The sequence below is a fragment of the Edaphobacter flagellatus genome (genome assembly GCF_025264665.1).
Taxonomy (GTDB): domain Bacteria; phylum Acidobacteriota; class Terriglobia; order Terriglobales; family Acidobacteriaceae; genus Edaphobacter; species Edaphobacter flagellatus.
Map to the genome: position 1 here is coordinate 2,207,013 of NZ_CP073697.1, position 24,193 is coordinate 2,231,205.

A 24,193-nucleotide genomic window follows, 5' to 3' on the forward strand; every position below is an offset into this window, starting at 1 on the left:
CGAACCAATATTTGCTGACCATTACGGCCAGGGCCTGTGCGGTAGCCTCACGACGTCGCGGAATACCTTGCAGTTCGCGAGATCAGGCTCTCCCTGTGTCGCCACAATCACCACACTGGAATACTGCGCCATCCGCTCGAGCAGGTAGCTCACCTCGATATTCGCATACTTGTCATGCGCATCCTGCACCTCCGTCCGCTTGCCGAACAGCGCATCCGCCTCATCGAAGAACAGGATCGCTCCCTGTGCCTGCGCCGCGGCAAAGGCCCGGTCGAGATTCTTCTCCGTCTCGCCGATAGACTGCGACACCACCGCGCTCAGATCCACGCGATAGAGCGGCTGCCCGGCTTCCTGCGCCAGACTCGCCGCGGCCACCGGAGCTCCAACTCCGGTAAACAGCAGCGGCGCCGCCGAGGCCGTAGACACCGCCGTCTTCACCATCTGCACCACGCCGCTCAACTGCGCATGAACATCAGGAGAGAGTTTCAGATCCGCCAGATTCATCGCATCACCTCACCAGACCAGAAAGGCTCCGCACAAAGCGGAGCCTCCTGAAGCAACGTTATACAGCGACAAGCTATCCCTTCGCCACCAGCTGACGCAGCACATACTGCAGAATGCCGCCGTTCTGGTAGTACAGAATCTCCTGCGGCGTATCGATGCGCACGGTCGCGGTGAACTCCGTCGTCTTGCCCGAGTCCGACTCCGCGAACACCGCAATCGTCCTGCCGTTAGCAAACTTCGAATCGAGCATCGCCTTCAGCTCGCCCGGCTCGCCCACGCGGAAGATCTCCTCGCCCGTCAGCCCCAGCGACTCCACATTCTGCCCGTCCACAAACTGCAACGGCAGAATGCCCATGCCCACCAGGTTCGAGCGATGGATACGCTCATAGCTCTCCGCAATCACAAAGCGAATGCCCAGCAACCGCGGTCCCTTCGCCGCCCAGTCACGCGACGAGCCCGAGCCATACTCCTTGCCCGCGAGAATCGCCAGCGGAGTGCCCCGCTTCGCATACTCGACGCTCGCGTCGTAGATCGACATGCCCGTGCCCTCCGGCAGCAGGCGCGTCACGCCGCCCTCCGTTCCCGGAGCCAGCTTGTTGCGCAGCCGCACATTCGCAAACGTGCCGCGCACCATCACCTCGTGGTTGCCGCGACGGCTTCCATACGAGTTGAAGTCCGCAGGCTTCACGCCGTGGTCCGTCAGGTACTTGCCTGCCGGGCCGTTCAGCTTGATCGAGCCTGCAGGCGAGATGTGGTCCGTCGTCACCGAATCGCCCAGCACCGCCAACACGCGCGCGCCGTTGATATCCTCCACCGCCTCCGGCTCGCGCTTCATGCCGTCGAAGTACGGTGCCTTGCGGATGTAGGTCGAGTCACCCTCCCACCCGTACGTGTCGCCCTCGGGGAACTTCAGGTGCTGCCAGTTCTGGTCGCCCTGCGAAACCGTCGAGTACTCCTTGTGGAACATCTCGGAATCAATCGAACTGGCCACCGTCGCGGCTACCTCCTCCTGCGTCGGCCAGATGTCGCGCAGATACACCGGCTGGCCGTCCTTGCCCTTGCCCAGTGGGTCCTTATCGAAGTCATGACCGATGTGTCCTGCCAGTGCATACGCCACCACCAGCGGAGGCGACATCAGGTAGTTCGCACGGACCTCCGGCGATATGCGCCCTTCAAAGTTACGATTTCCCGAGAGCACCGAAACCGCCACCAGCCCGTGGTCTTCAATCGCCTTCGACACATCCGTCGGCAGCGGCCCCGAGTTGCCGATGCACGTCGTGCAGCCGTAGCCCACGATCTGGAAACGCAGCGCATCGAGATACGGCATCAGCCCGGCCTTCTCGTAGTAGTCCGTCACCACGCGCGAGCCAGGAGCCAGCGACGTCTTCACCCACGGCGGCGTCGACAGTCCCTTCTCCACCGCCTTCTTCGCCAGCAGACCCGCAGCCAGCATCACGTACGGATTCGACGTGTTCGTGCAGCTCGTGATCGCTGCGATCACAATCGATCCGTGATCCAGATACTTGTCCGGATCGACACCGAACCGGCTCTTGATCGACACCGCCGGAGCATCCAGATGGCCGTTCTCCAGCGTCGCCACCGGCACGCTCGGCGCAACCACAACCGGCGAAGGAGCACCCGTGCTCGACGCCAGATCGCCGCCCAGCGAAGCATGTCCGCCCTCACCCTCCCAGCGCACCAGCTGGCGCACCGAGTTCGCATTCGCATTCGGCCCCAGCAGCCCAGGCAGCTGCTGCTTGAAGCTCGCACCCACCTCCGGCAGCAGCACCTTGTCCTGCGGCCTCTTCGGTCCCGCAACGCTCGGCTGCACCGTGCTCAAATCCAGCGCAATCGTCGTCGAGTACTCCGCCTCGGCCGCATCCGCCGTGTGGAACATCCCCTGTTCCTTGTAGTACGCCTCCACCAGCGCAATCTGCTCTTCGCTGCGACCCGTCAGGCGTAAATAGTTCAGCGTCTCCTTGTCCACCGGGAAGATGCCGCACGTCGCGCCGTACTCCGGAGCCATGTTCGCAATCGTCGCGCGATCCGCCAGCGGCAGCTCACTCACGCCCGAGCCGTAGAACTCCACGAACTTGCCGACAACCCCGAGCTTGCGCAGCATCTGCGTCACCGTCAGCACCAGGTCGGTCGCTGTCGTGCCCTGCTTCAGCTTGCCCGTCAGCTTGAAGCCGACGACCTGCGGCACCAGCATGCTCACCGGCTGGCCCAGCATCGCCGCCTCTGCCTCAATGCCGCCAACGCCCCAGCCCAGCACGCCCAGACCGTTGATCATCGTCGTGTGCGAGTCCGTGCCGACCAGCGTGTCCGGATACGCCAGCGCATGGCTCTGCTCCACCGTCGCCTTGCTGCCATCCGTCGCCACCGCATCGAGACTCGTCTCCGGCTTCGTCGTAAACACCACGCGCGCCAGATGCTCCAGGTTCACCTGATGACAGATACCCATCCCCGGAGGCACAGCCGAAAAATTGCGGAACGCCGTCTGTCCCCACTTCAAAAATGCATAGCGCTCGCGGTTGCGCTGAAACTCCAGCGCCGCATTCAGGTCATAGGCGCGCTTCGTGCCGAACTCGTCCACCTGCACCGAGTGGTCGATCACCAGCTCCGCCGGCTGCAGCGGATTGATCCGCTGCGGATCGCCGCCCAGCTGCTTCATCGCATCGCGCATCGCAGCAAGATCGACGACAGCAGGCACACCGGTGAAGTCCTGCATCAGCACGCGAGCCGGCATGTATGCGATCTCGCGCGAAGGCTCGGCCTTGGGGTCCCACTTCGCCAGAAACTTGATGTCGTCTGCGGTCACGCTGGTGCCGTCTTCGTGACGCAGCAGGTTCTCCAGCAAAATGCGCAGCGAAAACGGCAGCCGCGCCAGCTCTACACCGCTCGACTTCAGCGCATCCAGACGGAAGATCGTATAGCTCTTCGAACCTGACTTCAGGGTCGCTTTGCTCTTAAAGGAATCAGGATTATTCAATGACATCGACATCGTTCATTCTCCAGAAGAATCGCGCGCTCACCGGCGCAGGTAGAGGGGCCACAACTGCAATGCAGTCCAGGCCGAGAGAATCCTAACAAAATCACAAGAGAGTTTTTGCGAAGGGACCGATTAGCGTCCGCGATCGGGACGCCCGTGGCGATAGCGCTTCAGAAGTGGGCCTCGTGCTGCCATCGCCCACCATTCTACGTCCACGCTTCCACAAGCCTCAAGCCCATCCAACGTTTTGCGGAGCATCAATCCCGAACGAAGCCGAGGAACCTCCGCATCTCGCATCCCGCCACAAATGCGGTGTGTCAGCAGGACACGAAGAACCGCTTAACTGAAGCCCAAAGGGCGGAATAACCACCAGCGAAAACACAGACCCCGAGAACCACAACCTCCTGATTCCAAAAACAAAAGCTGCCGTCCCACGAATAATCCGCATCTCATCTTCTAGAACGGGGTTCAACCGTACAGGAGCAAAACGCCCGATGAACACGCGCACCAGACTTCTCTCCCCGGCTCTACTGTTAGGCATCGCATTCTGCGCTTCACCCTTCATGACTAGTTGCCACTCCAGCGTCAACGCGCAACAGCAGGCCGACAACTCCGGCCCCGACCCCGCCGACGCCAACATGGCCCCCGTCACCGGTGATCCCAACGCACAAGCCGCGCAGACATCCGATCCATACGCCCAGGCCGCCCGCCAGCCCGGTGCCACCGCACCGCCGCCCTCCTCCGGCGCGCAGAACGAGAGCATCCAGCGCGCACAGGAGTATTCCCAAACCGGCCGGCAGGCAGGCGCGCCACAGGATCAGTCACAAGACCAGTCCGCCCAGCCGCAGGAGCCAGCCCCCATCGAAAGACAGGCCCCCGCTGCTCAGCAGCCCTATGACGACGGCCAGGTGAACCCCAGTGACGAAGCCGCCTACGAAGACCTCGAAGCCAGCCAGCCGCCACCCACATTGCCAACCTATGACCAGCCCCCCGCCCCCGCCCCCAACTACATGTGGACGCCCGGTTACTGGTCCTACGCACCCGCCGGCTACTACTGGGTCCCCGGCGTCTGGGTAGCCGCTCCCTGGCCCGGCGCTCTCTGGACCCCCGGCTACTGGTTCTTCATCGGCGGACGCTACCGCTTCCATCGCGGTTACTGGGGACCCTACATCGGCTTCTACGGCGGAATCCCCTACGGCTATGGCTACACCGGCTACGGCTTCCACGGAGGCTACTGGCGCGGCAATAACTTCTTCTACAACCGCTCCGTCACCAACATTCGTAACGTCAACATCACCAATGTCTACAACCGCACCGTCGTCGTGAATAACATCACCCGCGTCTCCTACAACGGAGGCCCGCGTGGCATCCAGGCGCAGCCGCGTCCGACCGAGATCGCCGCCACTCGCCAGGCCCGCCTCGCTCCCATGCAGTCGCAGCTCGCCGTCCGCCAGCAGGCCGAAGCCAACCGCGCACAGTTCTACAACGCCAACCGCGGACGTCCGCAGATGGCCGCCGTAGCGCGTCCCGTCCCGGCCGACCCCGGCGTCCAACGCCCCATCATGCGTCCCGCCATACAAAACAACGCCCGACCCATGCCCGGCAATCAGGGACAATATCGCCCCGGCCAGCAGGCCCAGCCCGGCGCACAGATCAGGCCCGGCGTGCAGCAACCCGGAGCTCAGTACCGTCCCGGCCAGGGACAGCCACAGGTTCAGCCCACTCGCCCGCAGGTGCAGGCCCCCATCGAACGGCCACAGCAGGCTCGACCCATGCCGCAATATCGACCCGAACAGCAGACACGCCCTGTCCAGCCCGAACAACAGGCCCGCCCTGAGATGCAGCGCCCCGCACCGGTCCAACGCCCGGCACCGCAGCCCCAGTACCGCCCCGAGCCACAACAGCGCTATCAGGCCCCATCACAGCCGCAGTACCGGCCTCAGCCTCAGCAGCAGTACCGCCCAACTCCCGAGCAGACGAGACCGGCACCGCAACCGCAGTACCGGCCCGCCCCGCAGGAGCGCCCCGCGCCACAACCGCAGCGTTCCTCGCCTCCGCCCCGCGCCAGCTATAGCGGAGGCGGAGAACACGGTCGAGGCCGCTAACGCAGGCTGGTGTGGGGTTGCAGCATAGCGAGTGCTTCGCTATCCTCACCGCACACCAGCATGCGCACGATCCTCACCCTCATCACATCCCTCGCGCTCTCTCTCACCGCACAAGCCCAGTTCGAAATACAGGACTCCCACTCCACCGCCAGCTTCCGCGGCATCCACTCCATCGGCGACGGCATCGCATGGGCCAGCGGAACCGAAGGCACCATCCTGCGCACCACCGACGACGGCAAAACATGGCAGCGCTGCACCACTCCGCCCAAAGCCGACAAGCTCGACTTCCGCGGCATCCAGGCATTCGACCAGAACACCGCCATCGTCATGTCCTCCGGCAAAGGCGATCTCTCCCGCCTCTACAAAACCACCGACGGATGCAAGACATGGAAGCTCGTCTTCACCAATCCAGATGCCACTGGATTTTTCGACAGCCTGCGCCGAGTAACCAGCAAACAGCTTTATCTGCTGGGTGATCCTGTCTCTGGCAAGTTCTCTATGTTCCTCTCGCAGGACAGCGGGGATACATGGTTCATTGCTGATGACCCTGGCCTCGAAGCTGATAAAGGCGACGGAGCCTTCGCCGCAAGCAACTCCTCTCTGCTGTCTCAAGGTGCGTTCCTCTTTTTTGGTACCGGCGGAGCTATCTCACCACATGTTTATTTCACCTATCTGAAGTGCGAGACACCAACGTCCTCCGCTTGCGCCATGGCATGGATGAAATCTGACGTACCAATAGCAAGTGGCTCACCAGCATCTGGAGTGTTTTCACTCGCCGCTCGGATGACTACAGACCTCTCTGGCAAGTCCCGAACCGCGATCGTAGCTGTCGGCGGTGCCTACGACAAACCGGAAATAAGTTCAGCCACTGCAGCCTTCTCAAAAGATGGCGGTAAGACCTGGAATGTCGCCACGACAACGCCCGCAGGCTACCGCTCCTCAGTTGCTTTCATCTCCTCCGTTGGCGTCTGGATCACCACAGGCCCCAACGGCACCGACATCTCCCGCGACGACGGCAAAAACTGGACAGCCCTCAAGCCCGGCCCCAACGACGCCCCCGACGCCGACAAAAACTGGAACGCTCTCTCACTCCCCTTCGTCGTCGGCCCCAAAGGACGCATCGGCAAGCTGCGCCCCGATGCGCTCAAGCCATAACCAACACCGGGCAAAAATTAATTTAGAAGTATCGTTCCGAGCGAAGCCGCATAGCCGCGCACCGAGCGAAGCCGCATAGCCGCGCAGTCGAGAAATCTGCGTTTTTTGCAGAATGGCCGATCAAGCGATTCTGCTCGCACAAGCGAATCTTTCGATTTCAGTATTCATCCAAAGAGAACAGTCGGAGGGCAAACCGCATGGCGGCTTTTTGTGCATGCTGTGGTGCAGAAATTACCTTGAAAGCCGAAGCATGTCCCGTTTGCGGCACGCCTCGCCATGGAATGATGCCATCGGATCGACCGGCAACAACCAATAGGCCTGGAATATCTCCGAAGGCGACCGAACACGAAAAGTAGTCTTCTAAGGAACCGCTACCAGTTCCCCAACTGCTCCAGATAGATCTTCGTGTAATCCAGATAATTCTGCGCGTACTGCAAAATCATCTTGCGGTCCTCGTCCCCCAGCGTCTTCTTCACCTTGCCCGGCACGCCCGCCACCAGCGAGTTCGCCGGAATCACCGTCTGCTCCGGAATCACTGCCCCCGCCGCAATAATCGACCCCTCACCCACGCGCGCATTATTCAGAATCGTCGCGCCGATCCCCACCAGCACCGCGTCCTCCAGCACGCATCCATGCACCGTCGCATTGTGCCCGATCGTCACCATCTCGCCCACAATGACCGGGTATACATACCGCATCCCGTGGAGCACCGCGCAGTCCTGAACATTCGACCGCGCCCCCACGCGGATCGAATTCACATCGCCTCGCAGCACCGCATTCATCCACACGCTCGCCTGCTCGCCCAGCTCCACGTCGCCGATCAGCTGCGCCGAAACATCCACATAACAGCTCGATGGCACCACCGGCCTCTTACCCTGATAGCTCCTGATCATGCCCCGATTCTACGACCACCACCTCCTGCGGCCTTCCGAGCGGAGCGAAGCGGCCTCGACGGTTCTGCTGTTGGCCTGCGTCCCAACACCCGTCAAAAGCCGCCCAAAACCTTGTCAAGCCCCTTTGCCCCGTAACCCTTTCTTAATGAACAGCTTCCATTTGCCGATAAGTTTCCGGTTACTTGCTAACATAAGAGTAGAGACCGGGTCATAGGGCAAAGGCTTCATTTTGTTCGCCTAACTCACCTGTTTTGAATACTTTGCCAACTAACACCTTTATTTTGAATACTTTACATTTCTGCCATCTCGCTAAAATCAATAAATAGAATACTTTAGCAAAAATGCACGGGAGGAGGCTCCTTACCCGCTCCCCTTCAGACCGGACCACAAGCAAGCTTAAGGCCATCCCCCGCAGGTGCCCAAAGAGTGGGTTGGTTACGCCTCAAATACCAGCAAAATAGGGTATTCTGTGAGAGTCCCCTTTGGGCAGGTTTGGAGGTGTATCACTCTTGGCAGAGGTTCGAGTTCAGGAAGGCGAACCCCTTGAAAATGCTCTGCGCCGCTTCAAGCGCAAGGTGCAAACCGAAGACATTATCAAGGAGGTCAAGCGCCACTCCTTCTACCTGAAGCCGGGTGAAAAGAAGCGCGTCAAAGAAGCGCTCGCCCGCAAACGTAATCGTAAGAAAGTCCGCAAGGAGCAGGACTAAGAAACAAGCTCCAGCAAGGGTGGCCATCCCAACGGGTGGCCACCCGCAAAGCCAGGCTGTAGACTCCCGCTATCTCCTGGCAGCAGTGGCACTTGAGTCTTACGCTCACTGCCGGCCGTATGTGCTGTTCTCGCCACGCTGTTTGGTGGCGCCCGGGCCCCCTGAAATCCAAGGTTGTGAAATCAAGACGGGTTGATCGCTCGCAAAAGGGTCTGTTCGCATGTCCTTTTCCAAGCCATCCACCTGTTCCGCAATACGGGAGACGCGGTTATGGAATTCGTGGATCGGATACTGACCTGCGCTGATTGTGGTGGAGAGTTTATCTTCACCGCCGGCGAACAGCTCTTCTTCTTCGACAAACAATTCAAGAACGACCCCAAACGGTGCAAGCCCTGCAAATCCAAACGCGCTGGCGCAGCAATGCGTACCGGCTCCGGACCAGCAGCCGCCGGCATCTCGCGCACCGAAACCCGCACCACCTGCTCGGAGTGTGGCGTCGAAACGACGGTTCCCTTCAAACCCACTCAGGGGCGACCGGTTCTCTGCCGTCAGTGTTTCCAGAACAAGCAGCGCAGCGTGCCAGCAGCCGCCGCGGTTGACTCCGCACTGGAACACGTACAGGCACCGATGGCTCCCGAACTGGTTAGCGCAGCAGCATCAGGCAGCGAGCGCATCGCTGCAAGCTCGGAGATGATGGTGATTGCGCGGGCCTCCTGAGGCTCGCACACTCGCTCGACCGCCTTCACACAGCACCATGTGCACGCAGTACGATGTGAAGGATGAGCGAATTGGAAAACCTCCCCGGCCCAGATGATCTGCTACGAGCGCGGAAGCATCTGGGCGACTTTGAGCTGACAATCTGCACGGACGGAAGCTACCGCCTTGACGGCGGAGCTATGTTTGGCGTCGTGCCCAAGACGCTCTGGCAGAAGCGCGCACCGGCCGACGACAACAACACCATCCTGCTCGGCCTGAACACTGTCGTCGTACGCACAGGCAAACACACCGTCGTCATCGAAACCGGCGTCGGCAACAAACAGTCCGCGAAGATGCGCGAGATCCACCAGAACAAGGAGCTGCTCCCGCAGTCGCTCGCTGCAGCAGGCGTGCGGCCCGAAGAGGTCGATGTTGTCATCAACACGCACCTCCACTTCGACCACTGCGGCTGGAACACGACACTGCATCCGGACGGCTCAGTGACGCCGACCTTTCCCAACGCACGCTACTTCGCGCACAAAGGCGAGGTCGAGCACGGACACATGCAGTATGACCGCGACCGCGTCAGCTATCTCTCGCCAAACTACGACCCGCTGATCGAAAACGGCCAGATGACGCTCGTGACCAACGACGCCATCGCCAGCAACCCAGAGGTCGTGCCCGGCATCTCGCTCGAACTCTTCCCCGGCCACACACACCAGTTGATGGCCGTGCATATCGAATCGACATCGCACGGCGGAGCCGTCGAACACGCCTGCTACATCTCCGACCTCATCCCCACCTCAGCCCACCTCGACCCAACCTGGGTGATGGGCTACGACCTTGACCCCATGCGCTGCATCGCCGAACGCAAACGCTTCTACCAGCGCGCCATCCCGGAAAAATGGCTCGTCCTCTTTACCCACGATCATAATACCCCGATGGCGCGAATTGAACTGAATGACAAAGGAAAGCCTGTCATAGTCGACATGTAATCTCTGCGAGTTACCAACGAGTCCTTTCAGAAAAGAGACCCGTCTTCTTCACCCACAACCATCACACACCGATGGAACAGCTCGGATCGAACCAGAGTAAGCCGATTATCTCCACGGGTAAATAAGCGCAGACAACAAAATGCCATGACAGCGAACAATCCAGAGGATTCTCTCACTGTCATGGCAAGTGAATAATACTAAATCTTACGATTCATGCGGATATGCGTTCGGTCAAAATATTTTTCGAAAAAGCAGTCGAGAGAATGAGGTTGCGTTTCAGTGTGGGGCAATTGTTGTTGAGGATGTAGTTTTGCTAGATCACAGGTTAGATCGTAAGTTCCATTACCCGAGTCTGCCCAACTACAAGAGACCGCAGTTCCTCCACCTGCCGACGGCAGAGAGGGTGGTGGATAACCTTCTTGTGGCACCCAATGTGTGCATGAGTAGTAATCGCTTGCGGCCTCTGTGGCAAGATCTTTTGCCTCTTGCTCTTGTTTGCAACTGAAATAAGATTCTCCGGTCGCCGTGCAATTCATTAAAAAGGTATGAACGCTTTGCATTTCATCTTGAAAGAGCAATGGGCAATAATTTCCGGCCAATGCTGCGCGCGGTGAGAACAGTAACACAGTGACGATACCTGCTAGAACAACTAGAAACTTTGAACGCATGTTTTCTCCTGTGTGGCATAAAACCTTAATTTGGAGTGCGACGATCTTTTAAGACCTGTCGTCTCAATTTTGAGGATTGGGAGATAACAACACGATGCAAGTGCGAATCATAGAACGAACTGTCGCCGTCTGTCGATCTTCTAAAAAAGATTTCTATTTTTAGAGAAAGAATTCGAACTCTACTTTAACCATCTAAAGATGGTTAAAGCCCTGGTCGTTCGCAAAGAAGCAACCTACCCAAACATAGCTTGGTTAAAGACAAGAGCCCTGCCGAAGCAGGGCTCTTCCTATAAGAGAACTTGAAACCTTATGCGACAGCGATCGGGTCGATCGAGACGAAGCGACCATGCTGGCCGCGGTCCTGAAAGCGGACCACGCCGTCGATCTTGGCAAACAAAGTGTCGTCCTTGCCGCGGCCGACGTTGATGCCGGGCTTCAGCGGAGTTCCGCGCTGGCGGACCAGGATGGAGCCACCGGTGACCGTCTGGCCGGAGAAGCGCTTGACGCCGAGGCGCTGCGCGTTGGAGTCGCGGCCGTTTTTGGAAGAACCTAGACCTTTTTTATGTGCCATCTCTATTGCCTCATTCTGCGCTGCCGGTCATTGCTCTCGGCGGTGCGCTTGATCTTGTGAATCTAAATCTCTGCCGTTCGCGCGATTAGCCGACGAGAATTTCGTTGATCTTGACCTCAACGAAGTTCTGGCGGTGACCCTGCATCTTCTTGTACTGCTTCTTGCGCTTCAGCTTGAAGACGAGAATCTTGTCGCCGCGCCCTTCGCCCAGAACCGACGCCGTGACCTTGGCGCCCTTCAGGTCGCTGACGAACTTGCCCTCTTCCTTCGAGACGGCGAGAACGTCGGAAAACTCGATCGTGCCCTCGGCCTGACCGGTCGTCTCAACCTTGAGGGTGTCGCCAGGAGCGACCTTATACTGCTTGCCGCCGGTGCGGATAACTGCGTACATGGCTCTAAAACCTTTCGCGCGCGCTCAAGTGCGGAGCGCCGACCGCTTCCTTCATGGAGTTGTGCTGCGGGGCGCATACGATCGGCTCAAGTCAAACAGGCTGAACCCGATAAACCTGAGCGATCGGCTCCAAGCCTGCCATCCTTACTCTGACTTAGAGCTAGAGACACACCGGCTGCTGCGCCAAACTTAATGAGTTTACCGGGGTTTGCCCGCGAGGTCAACGGGAATCCAACGCAAATGCCCCGTAATCAGTGCATTAACAGTGCCATCTCGCATAAAAGATGCCACTTAGCCCGTTGCTGGCCTATTATGCCGTTCCCTCACGCGCTCCCTTCCAGAGATCGAGACCGCCATCGGTCGCATAACGGTCGATCTCCTTCAGTTCGGTCTCGGTGAACTTGAGATTTTTCACGGCGTCGAGCGAGTCGTCGAGCTGCGCCACATTGCGCGCTCCGATCAACGCCGAAGTCACACGCGAATCCCGCAATACCCAGGCGATGGCCATCTGTGCCAGCGTCTGGCCCCGGCCTTTCGCGATGTCGTTCAGTGCGCGGACGCGGTTGAGGTTGTCTTCGCTGAGCATCTCGCTCTTGAACGAGCCCTCGTCCTTTGCTCGCGAGTCCTCCGGAACGCCTTTGAGATATTTGCTGGTCAGCAGTCCCTGCGCCAGCGGAGAGAAGGCGATGCAACCGGTGCCAAGCTCTTCGAGCGTCGCCAGCAGCTCGTCCTCGACCCAACGGTTGAGCATCGAATACGACGGCTGATGGATGAACAGCGGAACGCCCTCGCTCTTGAGGATGGCCGCTGCCTCTCGCGTGAGCTCGGGGCTGTAGGACGAGACACCGACATACAGTGCCTTGCCCTGACGAACGATGTGCGCGAGCGCCGACATCGTCTCCTCAAGCGGCGTATTCACGTCGGGGCGATGGTGATAAAAGATGTCGACGTAGTCGAGCCCCATACGCTTCAGGCTGGAATCGAGCGATGCGATCAGGTACTTGCGCGAACCACCGATGCCGTAGGGGCCGGGCCACATGTCCCAGCCGGCCTTGGTGGAGATGATGAGCTCGTTGCGGTAGAGCGCGAGATCCTTCCCAAGCATGGCGCCGAAGTTCTCTTCGGCTGAGCCATAAGGAGGACCGTAGTTGTTCGCAAGGTCGAAGTGCGTCACGCCACGATCGAAGGCTCGCCGCACCATCGCGCGTCCGGTCTCAAAAACATCGGCCCCACCAAAGTTCTGCCACAGCCCAAGCGAAATAGGCGGCAAAACGATTCCCGATCGTCCGCAGCGGCGGAATTCTGCATTTTGATATCGTTTCTGGTCGGCCACATAAGTCATGTTTTATTCCTTCGCACTCTCTCTACCTATCTTATGCAACGAAAGTAACCCCTCATCAGCACCAGTAGTCGATAAAGTTACCTACTGAATCTTCGCTACACTGGAACATGACATGGCGACGATAAAAGCAGTGCGGGGAACGCGGGATCTGCTTCCCCCGGAAACAGAGTTATGGAACCGCGTTGAGGCAACCGCGCGGAGTGTATTTGCAAGATACGGGTTCGGCGAGATTCGCACTCCGCTTTTTGAAGCGACCGAGTTGTTCGCTCGCGGCGTGGGAGAAGAGACCGACATCGTCTCGAAAGAGATGTACACGTGGGAAGATCGCGGACGCGCTGAAAGCGACAAGGGACAGTCGCTGACGCTGCGGCCTGAGAACACGGCCGGCGTGGTGCGCGCCTATATAGAACATCATCTCGACGAGAGCGGCGTGCTGCAGAAGCTCTTCTACATCGGCCCGCAGTTCCGCCGCGAGCGGCCGCAGCGTGGTCGTTATCGGCAGTTCTGGCAGATCGGCGCGGAGGTGCTTGGGCCTCAGTTCTCGGGTTCCGACTCTGCGCTGCGCGATGCCGAGGTGCTGGAGATGCTGGCGACTCTGTTGAACGAGCTTGGCATTCAGGGCTGGCAGCTTTCGCTGAACTCGGTTGGTTCGGCTGAGGACCGCAAGCGTTATGCTCAGGCGTTGCGCGAAGCACTGGCTCCGGTGAAGTACAAGCTGAGCGCGGACAATCAGCGACGCGCTGAGACAAATCCCTTGCGCGTGCTCGATTCCAAAGAGCCTGGCGATCAGGAGATCATCAACGAGCTGCCGAAGATCGCTGACTTCTGGGGTGAAGACGCGCGCGCGCACTTCGAGCAGGTCAAAGCTGCGCTCGACGCCTGTAGTGTGCCGTATGTGGTGGAACCGCGTCTGGTTCGCGGGCTGGACTACTACACGCGCACCACCTTTGAGTTCACGGTGCCGGACGGCAGCGGTCTTGGTACGCAGAATGCTCTTCTGGGAGGCGGACGCTATGATGGCCTCTCCGAAATGCTGGGCGGGCCGAAGGCTCCGGGCATCGGCTTTGCCATCGGTGAAGACCGGCTGATTCTGACGCTGCAGGCCCAGGCCGCGAAGCAGGAGCCCACCAAGCTCGATGCCTTCGTGGCTCCGATGGGTGTCCCGCAAAATCCCGCAGCACTAGAGCTGGCGCGCGAACTGCGGGCCGCGGGGCTGAGGATCGAAGTCGGCGACGGAGCGTTCCGTCTGCGGAAGTCCTTCGAGACAGCGGACAAGCTGGCGGACAAAATGATCATCGTCGGCGAGGATGAAGTGAACTCCGGCATCTTCACGGTGAAAACGTTCTCCAAGGGCGAGCAGCAGAAAGTGCCTCGCGCGGAGCTGGCGGCGGCGCTAAAAACGCTCTCCTAGAGATCACCTCTCATCAAGTCAGTACAATAGGAAGCATCGTGACACTCGACTTTTTAGGCAATCTGCAGCGCACCCACCGGTGCGGCGAGCTCCGTGCGGAGCAGGACGGACAGGACGTGGTTTTGATGGGCTGGGTAAACCGGCGACGCGACCACGGCAATCTCATCTTTCTCGATCTGCGCGATCGCACCGGCATCACGCAGGTGGTCTCCGACAAGGAGATCGCAGGCGACGCGCACGCGAAGGCCGAGGCAGCTCGGTCGGAGTACGTCGTTGCCGTCAAAGGCCGTGTGCGGCGTCGCGGCGAGGGGCTCGAGAACCCAAACATGCCCACCGGCCAGATCGAAGTGGTCGTCAAAGAGCTGCTGCTGCTGAACGAGGCGAAGACGCCACCCTTCTCCCCCGCCGAGGACGCGATTGCCAACGAAGAGGTGCGGCTGAAGTACCGCTATCTCGACCTGCGTCGCGAGCAGATGCAGAAGAACTTCCTGCTGCGCCACAACGTTGCGCGCGCCATCCGCGAGTACCTGTCGAACAACGGCTTTCTCGAGATTGAGACGCCATTTATGACGCGCTCGACGCCCGAAGGCGCGCGCGACTACCTTGTCCCCAGCCGCGTTCACACCGGCGAGTTCTACGCGCTGCCGCAGTCGCCGCAGATCTTCAAGCAGATTCTGATGATCTCGGGCTTCGACCGCTACTTCCAGATCGCCCGCTGCTTCCGCGACGAGGACCTGCGCGCCGACCGCCAGCCCGAGTTCACGCAGATCGACCTCGAGATGACCTTCCCACAGCAGGAGATGGTCTTCCGCACGGTCGAGGGCTTCCTCGGCGCGGCGTTCAAAACCGCAGGCATCACGCTGCCCGAAGGACCGTTCCTGCAGATGAGCTATGACGATGCCATCCGCAAGTACGGCATCGACAAGCCCGACATGCGCCTGCCAGCGATGGTCGAGTTGAGTGACGACCTGACGCCGACGCTGCGCGAGACGCTGAAGATCGAGCAGAAGTTACCCGTGCTTGGCTTCATCATTCCGAAGGCTGGTGGACTGTCAGGCACGGAGCGCAAGAAGCTGTTGAGCGAGGTTCGTGCCGGCTTCGGCGAGAGCGGACTCGATCTGCTCGACACCGAGCGCCTGAAGACGAACGAGACCTTTGCTCCTCTGGCTGGAACCATCACGCAAAAGCTTGAAGCCACGCCGGAAGATTTGGTTGTTGTCGTCACGCCGAAGCTCGGCACACCTGAGATGTGGAACTACGACCGGCAGTGGATCTACAAGCGCGTTGGTGCGCTGCGCCTGCAACTGGCGCAGAAGTTCGCCGACAAGCACAAGCTGTTTGAGCAAACCGGCACGGCAAACGACTTCAAATTCCTCTGGGTCACCGACTTCCCCATGTATGAGTGGAACGAGGAGACCAAGACATGGGACGCGGCACATCATCCCTTCACCTCGCCGCATGAGGACGACATCAAGTCCGGCGCGCTCTTCAATGACAAGGGCTCCGTTCGCGCGCTTGCGTACGACGTCGTGCTCAACGGCACGGAGCTTGGCTCGGGCTCGATTCGTATCCATCGTCAGGATGTGCAGGCGGAGATCTTCCGCTCGCTCGGCATGAGCGACGAAGAGGCGAAGCAGCGCTTCGGCTTCTTCCTCGAAGCGCTGGAGTACGGCACACCTCCGCACGGCGGCATCGCGCTCGGCATCGACCGCATCGTGATGATCCTTGCCGGAGCCCAGAGTCTGCGCGAGGTCATCGCCTTCCCCAAGACGGCAAAGGCCATCGACCTGATGGTCGACGCGCCCAGCCCAGCGACTGAGCAACAGTTGAAGGAACTCCACCTGAAAATTGCTCCGCGCGGTTAAGCGACACCATGCAAGTGCAAACGGCCCTCTCCTGGAGAGGGCCGTTTCGTTTCCCATGCCTGAAAAGTTTAGAGGCCGCCGTGCCAGTCGTATCCGAACTGCTCCCAGTAGTCGATGGGGCGCTGATTGGTGTAGGTGATGCGGGCGATCTGCTTGATCTGCTTGTAGCCATACTTGAGCGGCATAGAAAGGCGTAGCGGCCAGCCATGCGCGGGCAGCAGCTCTTCGCCGCTCATCTGATAGCAGAGCAGAGTCTGCGGATGGACCATCGCCGCTATCTCGTAGCCAGCGAAGTAGGCTCCATCCGCAGTGGCCATAGCCACGTATTTCGGCAGCGAGCCATCGCGATTGAGCATGGGCGGAAACGCCTTCATGAAGTCGATGAACCGCACACCGCCGAAGTGCATAATCTGGCTCCAACCCTCGATGCATTTGAATTCGGTGGCGTACTCCGTGAAGGGAAGCTTCTTCAGATCCTCCATCGCCAACAGCAGTCCTGCTGCTGAGGGCAGACGCTCAGGAATAAATGCAAGAGGATCACGCGGGTCGAGCTTCGCAGCACTGTCGACCATCTTCGAGACGTTGATGGGCTGGTTGGCCGACTCGCCATCGAGCTCGAGATTGCGTGCTACGAACTCCTCCGAGAAGCGGAACTTCCACTCCGACAGATCGCTCATGAACCTCGGATGCAGTTCGGCCTCGTGCGAGAGACCAGCCACCTGCAGCCGCCAGCTTGCAGGATCGAGATCGCGGCGCAATCCCATACCGTTCAGACGCGCTCTCTTCGCCGCCATGGCCAAAGGGTAGGTGGGAGCCAGAGCAGTCTCGCCAATAACGTGTTCGGCAATCGCGCGGTTCAGCTCCTCGGCTTTACGCATGGGCTCGCGCAACATGCCGATGGGCCTGCTCTTCAGCAATGCGATAAAGCCCGCTCCCGCCGCGGCAACAGCGGCGCCCGCCACGACAAAACTTCGGCGCGTACGGCGTGAGGCTTCCGCGTGCACCTCTTTGTTGTTCGCTTCAATCGAAGCGCGCCGAGGATCAGTCGCCATGCGCGGCCTCCTGAACCTCGACCTTGTCAGAGACAACTTCGAAGCCGGTGATCATCGACTGCATCGTCGGCCAGCCTGCACGCACAACCTGCACAGCATGAACGAAGAGGAAGACACAGAACAGAATCGTCGTCCAGAAGTGAATCAGGCGGGCTGCCTGATAGCCTCCCAGCATGGCGGTCAGCCACGGCATCGAAGTAGGCTTCCAGATGGCGAATCCGCTTACGACGGCAACAGCACCGACAATCAGCACAGAGGTGTAGGCGATGCGTTGCGCGCCGTTGTACTTCCCGGCATGGTCGCTCCTGATGATCGCCAGCCAGAATGTCTGCACCAGTTCTTGCAGATCGCGACGGGTCGGCAGAATCTCTCTCCATTGACCGGAGACTGCAAGAAAAATGAGATACACCACTCCATTGACCATGAAGGGCCACATGGCAAGCGCATGAAACGCCATGCCGCGCGTGAGGTGGTTGTCGAGCCGGAAGAGTCGATAGAACCAGTCAGGGAAGAAGCGGAAGAGCGTGAAGCCGCCAAGGCCGATGCGATAGGTCTGATGGTCGAGGACACCGTTATCCGGCGACGTGACCCAATACACCATCAGGCCACTCCAGATCATGATCATCAACAGAGGGAAGTTGATCCAGTGCATCCAGCGCACGGCAAGAGGATGCCGCTCCTCTATGCGAAGCATTGAGGGAGCATTCGATCCTGAATCAACTGCTGTACTTCCCCTGGAGTCGTGGCCCTGCATGTTCCTCTGCTGCGCAACAAAACTATCTCCACCATAGCGCGGAGAGATCGGCCATTCCAGCAGAAAAGCCTGCAACTTTCAGATCACCCGCGCGATCTGAAGTATTTTCAATGCGATATATCGCTATCGACGTAAAACTAATTCATCCAGCGCTTGTCGTTCGGGTCGCGGCGCAGCTCGTCTGGATCGATATAACGGCCGTCCTTGTCGAAATGGACGACGCGGTTCTGCTTGCGCATGTAGACCTCAAACTTGCGCGCAGCACGGCGGCGCTTCCAACGGTAATAGCCATTGCGTACGCCGTAGAACGCCTCAGACACGCCGAAGGCAAAGCCTTGCCGCGGCGCAAAGCGCACAAAGAGAAATCCCGTCAGCGCACCGGAGAGCTGCAGCAAAGCATCGAGCGCATTGGATTCCTTGAGCAGCACAGCGATCGCAATCAGAATATAGATCGCGACCATGTACTTGGCTTTGATACGCAGCACAAACCAGAGCAGGAACTCCTGGTCGCCAAACAGCATGGCAATGGCAACCAGCAGGCCGAAGATGCCCGCCCATGCCCCCCCCATTGCCGGGACATCGGGCCGCAGACCAAAAACATGCGTAAAGGAGACGGCCGAGGCGATAACCGCGCCCCCGACGACCGAGCTCCAGTAAAGCTCCGTCAGCCAGCGGCTGCCGAAGGTACCTTCCAGCAGCGATCCCGTGAACCACAGCGTGAGCATGCCGAAGACGATGGACAGCAGGCCGGATTGGATGAGGGAGTAGGTAACCAGCTGCCATATCTGCCCGTGAAGAACATCCACCGGCCGCAACATGAGGTGCATCAGCAGAAAGTTCTCCACACCTGCAGAAACCCAGTGGACGATAGCCAGCCCAAAGAAGACAGCGAGATTGAGCAGGATAATCCGCCGCACAGCGCCGCTAAAGGACGGCAGGGTCAGCGAAATGGGTCCGGTACGGCGCATCGCGTGCTTCTATTTCACCACAGCGCAGGCGCTTCCCGCTTGTCGCATCCAACAATGAAAACAGAATGGTTAAAAGACCTGCACAATGGCTTGACGCACCGCGGCAGGTGGCCGCTAAATTAGTAGCGGGGCTGTTGTGCCGACTGGCACATTGGCATCACATATCGAATGATAGATAGCGGCACGGAGGATTGACCATGGCTGTAGTATGTCCTGAATGCGATAGCCCGATCGATCTGGATGACGATGTCGACCAGGGCGAGACAGTGCAGTGCGAAGAGTGCGGCGCAGAGCTTGAGATCGTCGGCACCGACCCGATCGAGCTTGCCGCAATTGACGAAGCGGGCTATGACGACGAAGAACTGGCTCCTCCCACGGGAGAAGACGATGACTAATCGCATGCTCGAGCGATAGCCTTGATTTCAGCGATATCCGTATACTGGTACGCATGATCGATCTATCGAAGTTTCGCTCTCTTTCCGGGAAGACTGCCTTCGTAGCATTATCGTTCCTCACCTTCACGGCTGCACCCGCCATTCTGGCGACTCCTGCCGCCGCACAGCAGCGAGGCCCGGTGCAACGTACGGTGCAGGGTAAGGTGACCGACGGCTCGAACAATGCACTCAAGGGCGCGGTCGTCTACCTGAAGGACGACCACACACTGTCGGTCAAAAGCTTTATCGCCGACGACCAGGGCGAGTACCGCTTCGGCCAGCTGGCCCAGAACACCGACTACGAGATCTGGGCCGAGCACGACGGTAAAAAGAGCGCGATAAAAACCATCAGCTCCTTCGACAGCAAGAACCAGTTCATCATCAATCTCAAGGTGGATAAGTAGTCGGTGCTTCTACGGACGGATTTACGCACACATGAAAGCGGGAACTGCATGAGCAGTTCCCGCTTTCATGTGGTATGAGTTGAAAAATTAGAAGGTGAAGTTAACTTTCAGACGGATAGAGCGACCAGACTGCCAACTGCTGGGAAGACCATACAAATTGCTTAGTACGAGCGGACCACGGCTCGTAGAGAGTCCATTGCCGTTATTGGCGATGGATTTCCAGTCGTACCCATTTTCGAGGATGCCGTAGTTTGGATTACCAGCTGTCGAGCCTGCTGGCAGGATATAGTTTCCGGTTGACCCAAGCGTTGCATTTACACGGGATTGATAGACAGTTGCCGCCTTCTGGTTTAGGAGGTTAGTGAACTGTGCCTCAAACCCGAGCCTCCAGGCCTCATGGGTATCGCTGACGTGGTATGAGTCTGTCAGTGAGAGATCAGATTGGGTATACCACGGGGTACGGCGAGTATAGGTATTGCCGTAGACCCAGGCTCCGGTCGTGGGGTCGCGGGTTATATCGATCCACTTGCCACGGCCAACGACATAGACTGGGTAGCTGCCCGCTGCTCCGTTAACGTCAGCGAAGGTACTGAGAGGACTGCCGGAGGACGCTTGCTGAAAGAGACCGATAGTGGGCTCGTTACGCTTCCACGTGCTAAACCGATAATAGGCAATACCCTTGAAAGAATTAGGGCGATCCGTGCTCAGAAGACCATTGGAAGGGTTGCCATTAGCATCGAACTGGAACTGCGGTTCGTCAAATGCACGGTTGTTGTTCGGATTTGCACGGGCACCACCTGCATCAGCGATATCAGTACTGGTAAGACCGCTATAGTTTCCGCGCAACCTGCTATAGGTATAGGCAAACTGACCGAACCAGTGCCGAGTTGATGCTCTGGTCACACGGAACTCAACGGCATCGTAGTTACGTTCAGCCTTGGGCTGCAGTTTGCAGGTTGGACAGGAGGTCGTTGGTCCACCTGCGTCTGTGCCGAACCCAGGATTAGCAATGATAAATGCCTCTCCATTTGGCCCAACATAGCCTACATCCTCTATCGCCTTATCGATGCGCCTGCGGGTATAGCGAGACTCGAAGGCCCAGTCGCGGCTGATCTGATATGAAGCTCCGACAACGCCCTCGTGCTCACGATACGGCTTGATGTTTGGGTCGACCGCGGCTCCCTGCGAAGGATCGTTCGAAGGTATACGGAAGTCCTGATTCTCGATGAAGCGAAGACCCGCCGGCGTTGAACTTCCTGTGAAGTTTGCACCAACCGAGGCGCCACCTGCCGGGCAGTAGTGTCCCGTCGCATCTTTTACCGGTTTGATTACGGAGAAGTCCGCCGTATCGAGAGCATACACACAATCGTGCCAGTAGTTGCCGCCAAAGGAACCAATGGCAAGGTTGAGCTTCATGACATCGTAGAAAGCTGCGTAGCTCGCGTTGAGTTTGAGTTTGCCATCCTGGAAGACATCCCAGGCACCACCAATACGTGGAGCAATCTTACTACCCCAACCGAAATCGATACCGGAGGGAAACTTATTGTAGGCTGGCAAATACTCGTGCTCGAAACGTACACCAACATTGGCAGTGAAACCCTTCAGGATCTGCCAGGAGTCCTGGATATAGAAAGCGTGGTTGTTGCTGCTCGCCGTTCCAGTAATCTCATTACCGTCGCGGATGTTGGCGTAACCCCAGTTGCCCTGGCAACCGCCAGAATTTCCGCCGGCAGCCCATCCCTTAGCAACGTTTTGGGCCACAATATTTGCGCAGTTGGCCGCACCTAAAGCCGTACCAGGAGCGTAGGTCGTGCCATAGGTGAGGCGGACGAGATCGTTGGTGAAGGTCTGGTTGACGTTCTCATAAAAATGGGTCAGCTGGTACCCGCCCTTCAGATTATGAGTGCCAAAGAAACCCTTCTTGAAGAAGGCCAGATCCTCATTGAAAGACGTACGAGAGTTTGCGTTGAATTGATAACCCAGGTTCGGGCTGATGTTATAGTTACCACTCGACTTTACGGCATTTGCATTAACCGTACCGAGAGTCGGTGCCGTAGGATCAAGAGCAGTCTGAGTTGCATTGGCGTTACCAACCCAGAGATAGCGATCACCCTGAGGAAGCCCCCGATCGGCATAGTTCTGGAAGAAGTTACCGAATCTGGTCGTGGAGACCAGGTTGGATGTGAGCGTAATGTCCGCGCCAGCAGTGTAGATAGAATTCGGCTGAACTGAACCAATGGCACCCTGGTAGGAATCAACCGGGTTTGCCGTTGATGGATTGTATTGACCGTAAATTGAGTCGGGGGTAGGGAGATTACTGCCTGCCACTAAGTTACTGCCTGTTGTGCGGTCAAAGGCATACTGCCATCCCCCGTAGAGGCGGATCTTTTCGGTGACCTTTACGTCAACGCGAGCAGCAGTGAAGTAAGTTTGTTCGCTGTAATTGAACTGACGTACGCCAGGGCAGCCCGCAGCAGCGCAAGTCGGGTTTGTGAAATTGACTGTACGACGCGCGGTCTGAATCAATGGTGCAGAGGAGATCCAAAGCCAGACACGATCCTTCTTCAGATATCCGCCTGCGTCGAAGCCGGGCTGAAGATAGCGGAAATGGTCCTTCTTGGGCGTATAGAATTGGGCAGCGTAATCCTGCCGTTTGGGTGTGGAGTAAGTTCCCTGCGGGTCGGAGCGAAGGAAAACGCCCTGATGGGTCGCGCCCGAATCGTATTGGCTGAGCGGTGTTACGGTATAGGAGGAATCCATGGGGTCGCCCTCATAGTATGTCCAGATATTGCCATGCCAGGTGTTGCCACCGCGCTTGCCAATAACGTTAACGACACCGCCAAGTGCGCCGCCATTTTCAGCTTCAATACCGCCGGTTTTTACCTGAACTTCCTGAACAAACTCGAATGGAGCATTTGCGGCTGACTTGCCGGTGACCATACTGCCTGTCTCCATACCGTTGACAAGGTAGGAATTCTCAGCCGTAGCACCGCCGTCAATCTGAAACCCACCCTGCAGTGGCTCGTTACGAGCACCCGGGGCAAAGGCAATCGCTGATTGGAAGGAACGGCCTCGAGGAGCGTAATCGATCTCGTCCTTGCTCACAGTAGTCTGTTGACGTGACGAGGTGACATCGATCACGGGTGTTTCAGCACTGACCTCGACGATGGTTTGCTCTGAGCCCACAGCCAGCGACAAGTCGATTGTAGGAATGCGGCCCGTCTGAATGACTAGTCCATCGCGCTTGAGCTCAGCGAAGCCCTGAGCGCTGACCCGGATGGAATATGTTCCCGGGGGTAGATTGTCGAAACGATAATAGCCGCTCTTGTCGGTGGAGATCGCTTTGACGCCGATCAGTTTGTCACCACTAATAGTTACATTAGCGTTTGCAATCGATGCTCCAGTTTTATCCTTGACTGTGCCCTCGACCGCGCCAGTGGTCTCCTGTGCAGATGCGGTGAATGTCGTAGCAACAAACGCTAGTAATAACAGACAAAACGCCGTCGTCAGACGACGGAAGAATGCTGATGAGGTATTGATCATCTCGTGTGGCCTCTCGGAAAAATCTCCGGGTTATCCGAAACCGGAGTGCGACTGGATCCCGCTGCGGTTTATTTCGTTTGGTTGATTCGTTGTCTCAACCAAACTGGTTTTAGGGACAGGACAGGTATGTGCGCACATGAGCACACCTTCCATCGTGTCCGATGAAATGGGGTCGGAGGGATACAGTCCGCTCCGGCAAGGTTTCTGTATGCAGGAGAAGTTAGCGCGCGATGAATGAATGGTCAATAAAAAAATGTGACCAGAGCATAAGTTTTTGTGATGATCCTCATTTTCATGAGACAAATGGCTCTTGACAAAACATGCGATCTGCCAAGAAGTAGTGCATCTGGCTCACTTACGCTTTCACGTCCACGCGATCGCCGTGGCTCGGCGGCTGACTTGTGACCACAATGCGAAGTGGCTTGTCACTGCTGCGATTGCTCGCACAGTGAATCTGCCCTGGGGCAATCTCGATTCCTTCGCCTGCCTTGGCGACGAAGTCGTGGTACTCAACCGCCATCGTCAGCTCGCCTTCCAGCACGAAGAAGAACTGCCGCGCGTGGACGTGGTGGTGCGGCGTCTCGCTGGCTCCAGGGGGCATGGCCTCTTCGATGATCTGCAGCTCCGGCGTCTTGACAAGGAACCAGCCATCGCAGTTGTTGCCCCATGTGTAGTGTTCGGCGTTCGCAGTGGAGATGACCTTAGCTGGCATCTCTCTAAGATGCCACAGTCGTCTTTGCGAT

21 protein-coding genes are annotated in these 24,193 nt (G+C 58.3%); 9 read left to right on the plus strand and 12 right to left on the minus strand.

Translation table 11 applies throughout. The annotated features are described in order from the left end of the window. Positions 1 to 21: 21 nt before the first annotated feature. Positions 22 to 504 carry an ATP-binding protein gene (locus tag KFE13_RS09175; protein ID WP_260706865.1) on the minus strand — a complete coding sequence of 161 codons (483 nt, stop codon included), beginning with the start codon at positions 502 to 504 and terminating at the stop codon, positions 22 to 24. A 73-nt stretch (positions 505 to 577) separates the two neighbouring features. Then, on the minus strand, positions 578 to 3,502 hold the full coding sequence (gene acnA, locus KFE13_RS09180) for an aconitate hydratase (RefSeq protein WP_260706934.1): 2,925 nt from the start codon (positions 3,500 to 3,502) through the stop codon (positions 578 to 580). A 488-nt stretch (positions 3,503 to 3,990) separates the two neighbouring features. On the opposite strand from acnA, the gene KFE13_RS09185 reads away from it, so the two are divergent. Together KFE13_RS09185 and KFE13_RS09190 are read left to right on the plus strand one after the other, a co-directional pair. Next, on the plus strand, positions 3,991 to 5,601 hold the full coding sequence (locus KFE13_RS09185) for a YXWGXW repeat-containing protein (RefSeq protein WP_260706866.1): 1,611 nt from the start codon (positions 3,991 to 3,993) through the stop codon (positions 5,599 to 5,601). 60 nt (positions 5,602 to 5,661) lie between these two features. Then, on the plus strand, positions 5,662 to 6,756 hold the full coding sequence (locus KFE13_RS09190) for a YCF48-related protein (RefSeq protein ID WP_260706867.1): 1,095 nt from the start codon (positions 5,662 to 5,664) through the stop codon (positions 6,754 to 6,756). Between the two features lie 371 nt (positions 6,757 to 7,127). Here the strand turns inward: KFE13_RS09190 and KFE13_RS09195 are convergent, their stop codons facing one another. Continuing rightward, positions 7,128 to 7,649, minus strand: a complete 522-nt coding sequence (locus KFE13_RS09195) for a gamma carbonic anhydrase family protein (RefSeq protein ID WP_260706868.1) — start codon at positions 7,647 to 7,649, stop codon at positions 7,128 to 7,130. 509 nt (positions 7,650 to 8,158) lie between these two features. On the opposite strand from KFE13_RS09195, the gene rpsU reads away from it, so the two are divergent. The 3 genes from rpsU to KFE13_RS09210 all read left to right on the plus strand — a co-directional run bounded on the left by rpsU (position 8,159) and on the right by KFE13_RS09210 (position 10,047). Next, positions 8,159 to 8,356: a 30S ribosomal protein S21 gene (rpsU, locus tag KFE13_RS09200; protein WP_014267628.1), complete on the plus strand. Its 198-nt coding sequence runs from the start codon at positions 8,159 to 8,161 to the stop codon at positions 8,354 to 8,356. 270 nt (positions 8,357 to 8,626) lie between these two features. Continuing rightward, entirely contained in the window at positions 8,627 to 9,073 is a 447-nt protein-coding gene (locus KFE13_RS09205) for a zinc-ribbon domain containing protein (RefSeq protein WP_260706869.1), read from the plus strand. Between the two features lie 62 nt (positions 9,074 to 9,135). Then, positions 9,136 to 10,047: an MBL fold metallo-hydrolase gene (locus KFE13_RS09210; RefSeq protein ID WP_260706870.1), complete on the plus strand. Its 912-nt coding sequence runs from the start codon at positions 9,136 to 9,138 to the stop codon at positions 10,045 to 10,047. 197 nt (positions 10,048 to 10,244) lie between these two features. On the opposite strand, the gene KFE13_RS09215 is transcribed toward KFE13_RS09210, so the two are convergent. From KFE13_RS09215 to mgrA, 4 genes are all read right to left on the minus strand, one after another. After that, positions 10,245 to 10,715 (minus strand): hypothetical protein, encoded by a 471-nt coding sequence (locus KFE13_RS09215; protein ID WP_260706871.1) that lies wholly within the window; start codon positions 10,713 to 10,715, stop codon positions 10,245 to 10,247. Positions 10,716 to 11,022: 307 nt separating this feature from the next. After that, on the minus strand, positions 11,023 to 11,286 hold the full coding sequence (gene rpmA, locus KFE13_RS09220) for a 50S ribosomal protein L27 (protein ID WP_260706872.1): 264 nt from the start codon (positions 11,284 to 11,286) through the stop codon (positions 11,023 to 11,025). Positions 11,287 to 11,371: 85 nt separating this feature from the next. Then, positions 11,372 to 11,677 (minus strand): 50S ribosomal protein L21, encoded by a 306-nt coding sequence (rplU, locus tag KFE13_RS09225; RefSeq protein ID WP_260706873.1) that lies wholly within the window; start codon positions 11,675 to 11,677, stop codon positions 11,372 to 11,374. A gap of 310 nt (positions 11,678 to 11,987) precedes the next feature. Then, a complete protein-coding gene (gene mgrA / locus KFE13_RS09230) occupies positions 11,988 to 13,019 on the minus strand; it encodes an L-glyceraldehyde 3-phosphate reductase (protein WP_260706874.1) in 1,032 nt (343 codons plus the stop codon). 112 nt (positions 13,020 to 13,131) lie between these two features. Between mgrA and hisS the strand changes: the two genes are divergently transcribed. Both hisS and aspS read left to right on the plus strand, forming a co-directional pair. Further along, positions 13,132 to 14,430 carry a histidine--tRNA ligase gene (gene hisS, locus KFE13_RS09235; protein WP_260706875.1) on the plus strand — a complete coding sequence of 433 codons (1,299 nt, stop codon included), beginning with the start codon at positions 13,132 to 13,134 and terminating at the stop codon, positions 14,428 to 14,430. Positions 14,431 to 14,468: 38 nt separating this feature from the next. Beyond that, a complete protein-coding gene (aspS, locus tag KFE13_RS09240; RefSeq protein ID WP_260706876.1) occupies positions 14,469 to 16,295 on the plus strand; it encodes an aspartate--tRNA ligase in 1,827 nt (608 codons plus the stop codon). A gap of 68 nt (positions 16,296 to 16,363) precedes the next feature. Here aspS and KFE13_RS09245 read toward each other — a convergent pair whose 3' ends face one another. The 3 genes from KFE13_RS09245 to KFE13_RS09255 all read right to left on the minus strand — a co-directional run bounded on the left by KFE13_RS09245 (position 16,364) and on the right by KFE13_RS09255 (position 19,069). Continuing rightward, complete coding sequence (locus tag KFE13_RS09245; RefSeq protein WP_260702818.1) at positions 16,364 to 17,347, minus strand: molybdopterin-dependent oxidoreductase; 984 nt, start codon at positions 17,345 to 17,347, stop codon at positions 16,364 to 16,366. Further along, positions 17,337 to 18,041, minus strand: a complete 705-nt coding sequence (locus KFE13_RS09250; protein ID WP_260702820.1) for a cytochrome b/b6 domain-containing protein — start codon at positions 18,039 to 18,041, stop codon at positions 17,337 to 17,339. Before KFE13_RS09250 ends, KFE13_RS09245 begins: the two co-directional genes overlap by 11 nt. Positions 18,042 to 18,238: 197 nt before the next feature. Next, positions 18,239 to 19,069, minus strand: a complete 831-nt coding sequence (locus KFE13_RS09255) for a rhomboid family intramembrane serine protease (protein ID WP_260702821.1) — start codon at positions 19,067 to 19,069, stop codon at positions 18,239 to 18,241. Positions 19,070 to 19,266: 197 nt separating this feature from the next. Between KFE13_RS09255 and KFE13_RS09260 the strand changes: the two genes are divergently transcribed. Together KFE13_RS09260 and KFE13_RS09265 are read left to right on the plus strand one after the other, a co-directional pair. Beyond that, the gene (locus KFE13_RS09260; protein ID WP_260702822.1) at positions 19,267 to 19,464 is read left to right on the plus strand and encodes a hypothetical protein; all 198 of its coding nucleotides are present in this window, start codon (positions 19,267 to 19,269) and stop codon (positions 19,462 to 19,464) included. 53 nt (positions 19,465 to 19,517) lie between these two features. Further along, positions 19,518 to 19,907 (plus strand): carboxypeptidase-like regulatory domain-containing protein, encoded by a 390-nt coding sequence (locus KFE13_RS09265; RefSeq protein ID WP_260702823.1) that lies wholly within the window; start codon positions 19,518 to 19,520, stop codon positions 19,905 to 19,907. An 87-nt stretch (positions 19,908 to 19,994) separates the two neighbouring features. Here the strand turns inward: KFE13_RS09265 and KFE13_RS09270 are convergent, their stop codons facing one another. Further along, positions 19,995 to 23,450, minus strand: coding sequence for a TonB-dependent receptor (locus KFE13_RS09270; RefSeq protein WP_260702824.1), 3,456 nt, complete (start codon positions 23,448 to 23,450; stop codon positions 19,995 to 19,997). A 355-nt stretch (positions 23,451 to 23,805) separates the two neighbouring features. After that, positions 23,806 to 24,162 (minus strand): cupin domain-containing protein, encoded by a 357-nt coding sequence (locus tag KFE13_RS09275; RefSeq protein WP_260702825.1) that lies wholly within the window; start codon positions 24,160 to 24,162, stop codon positions 23,806 to 23,808. Between the last annotated feature and the right edge of the window lie 31 nt (positions 24,163 to 24,193).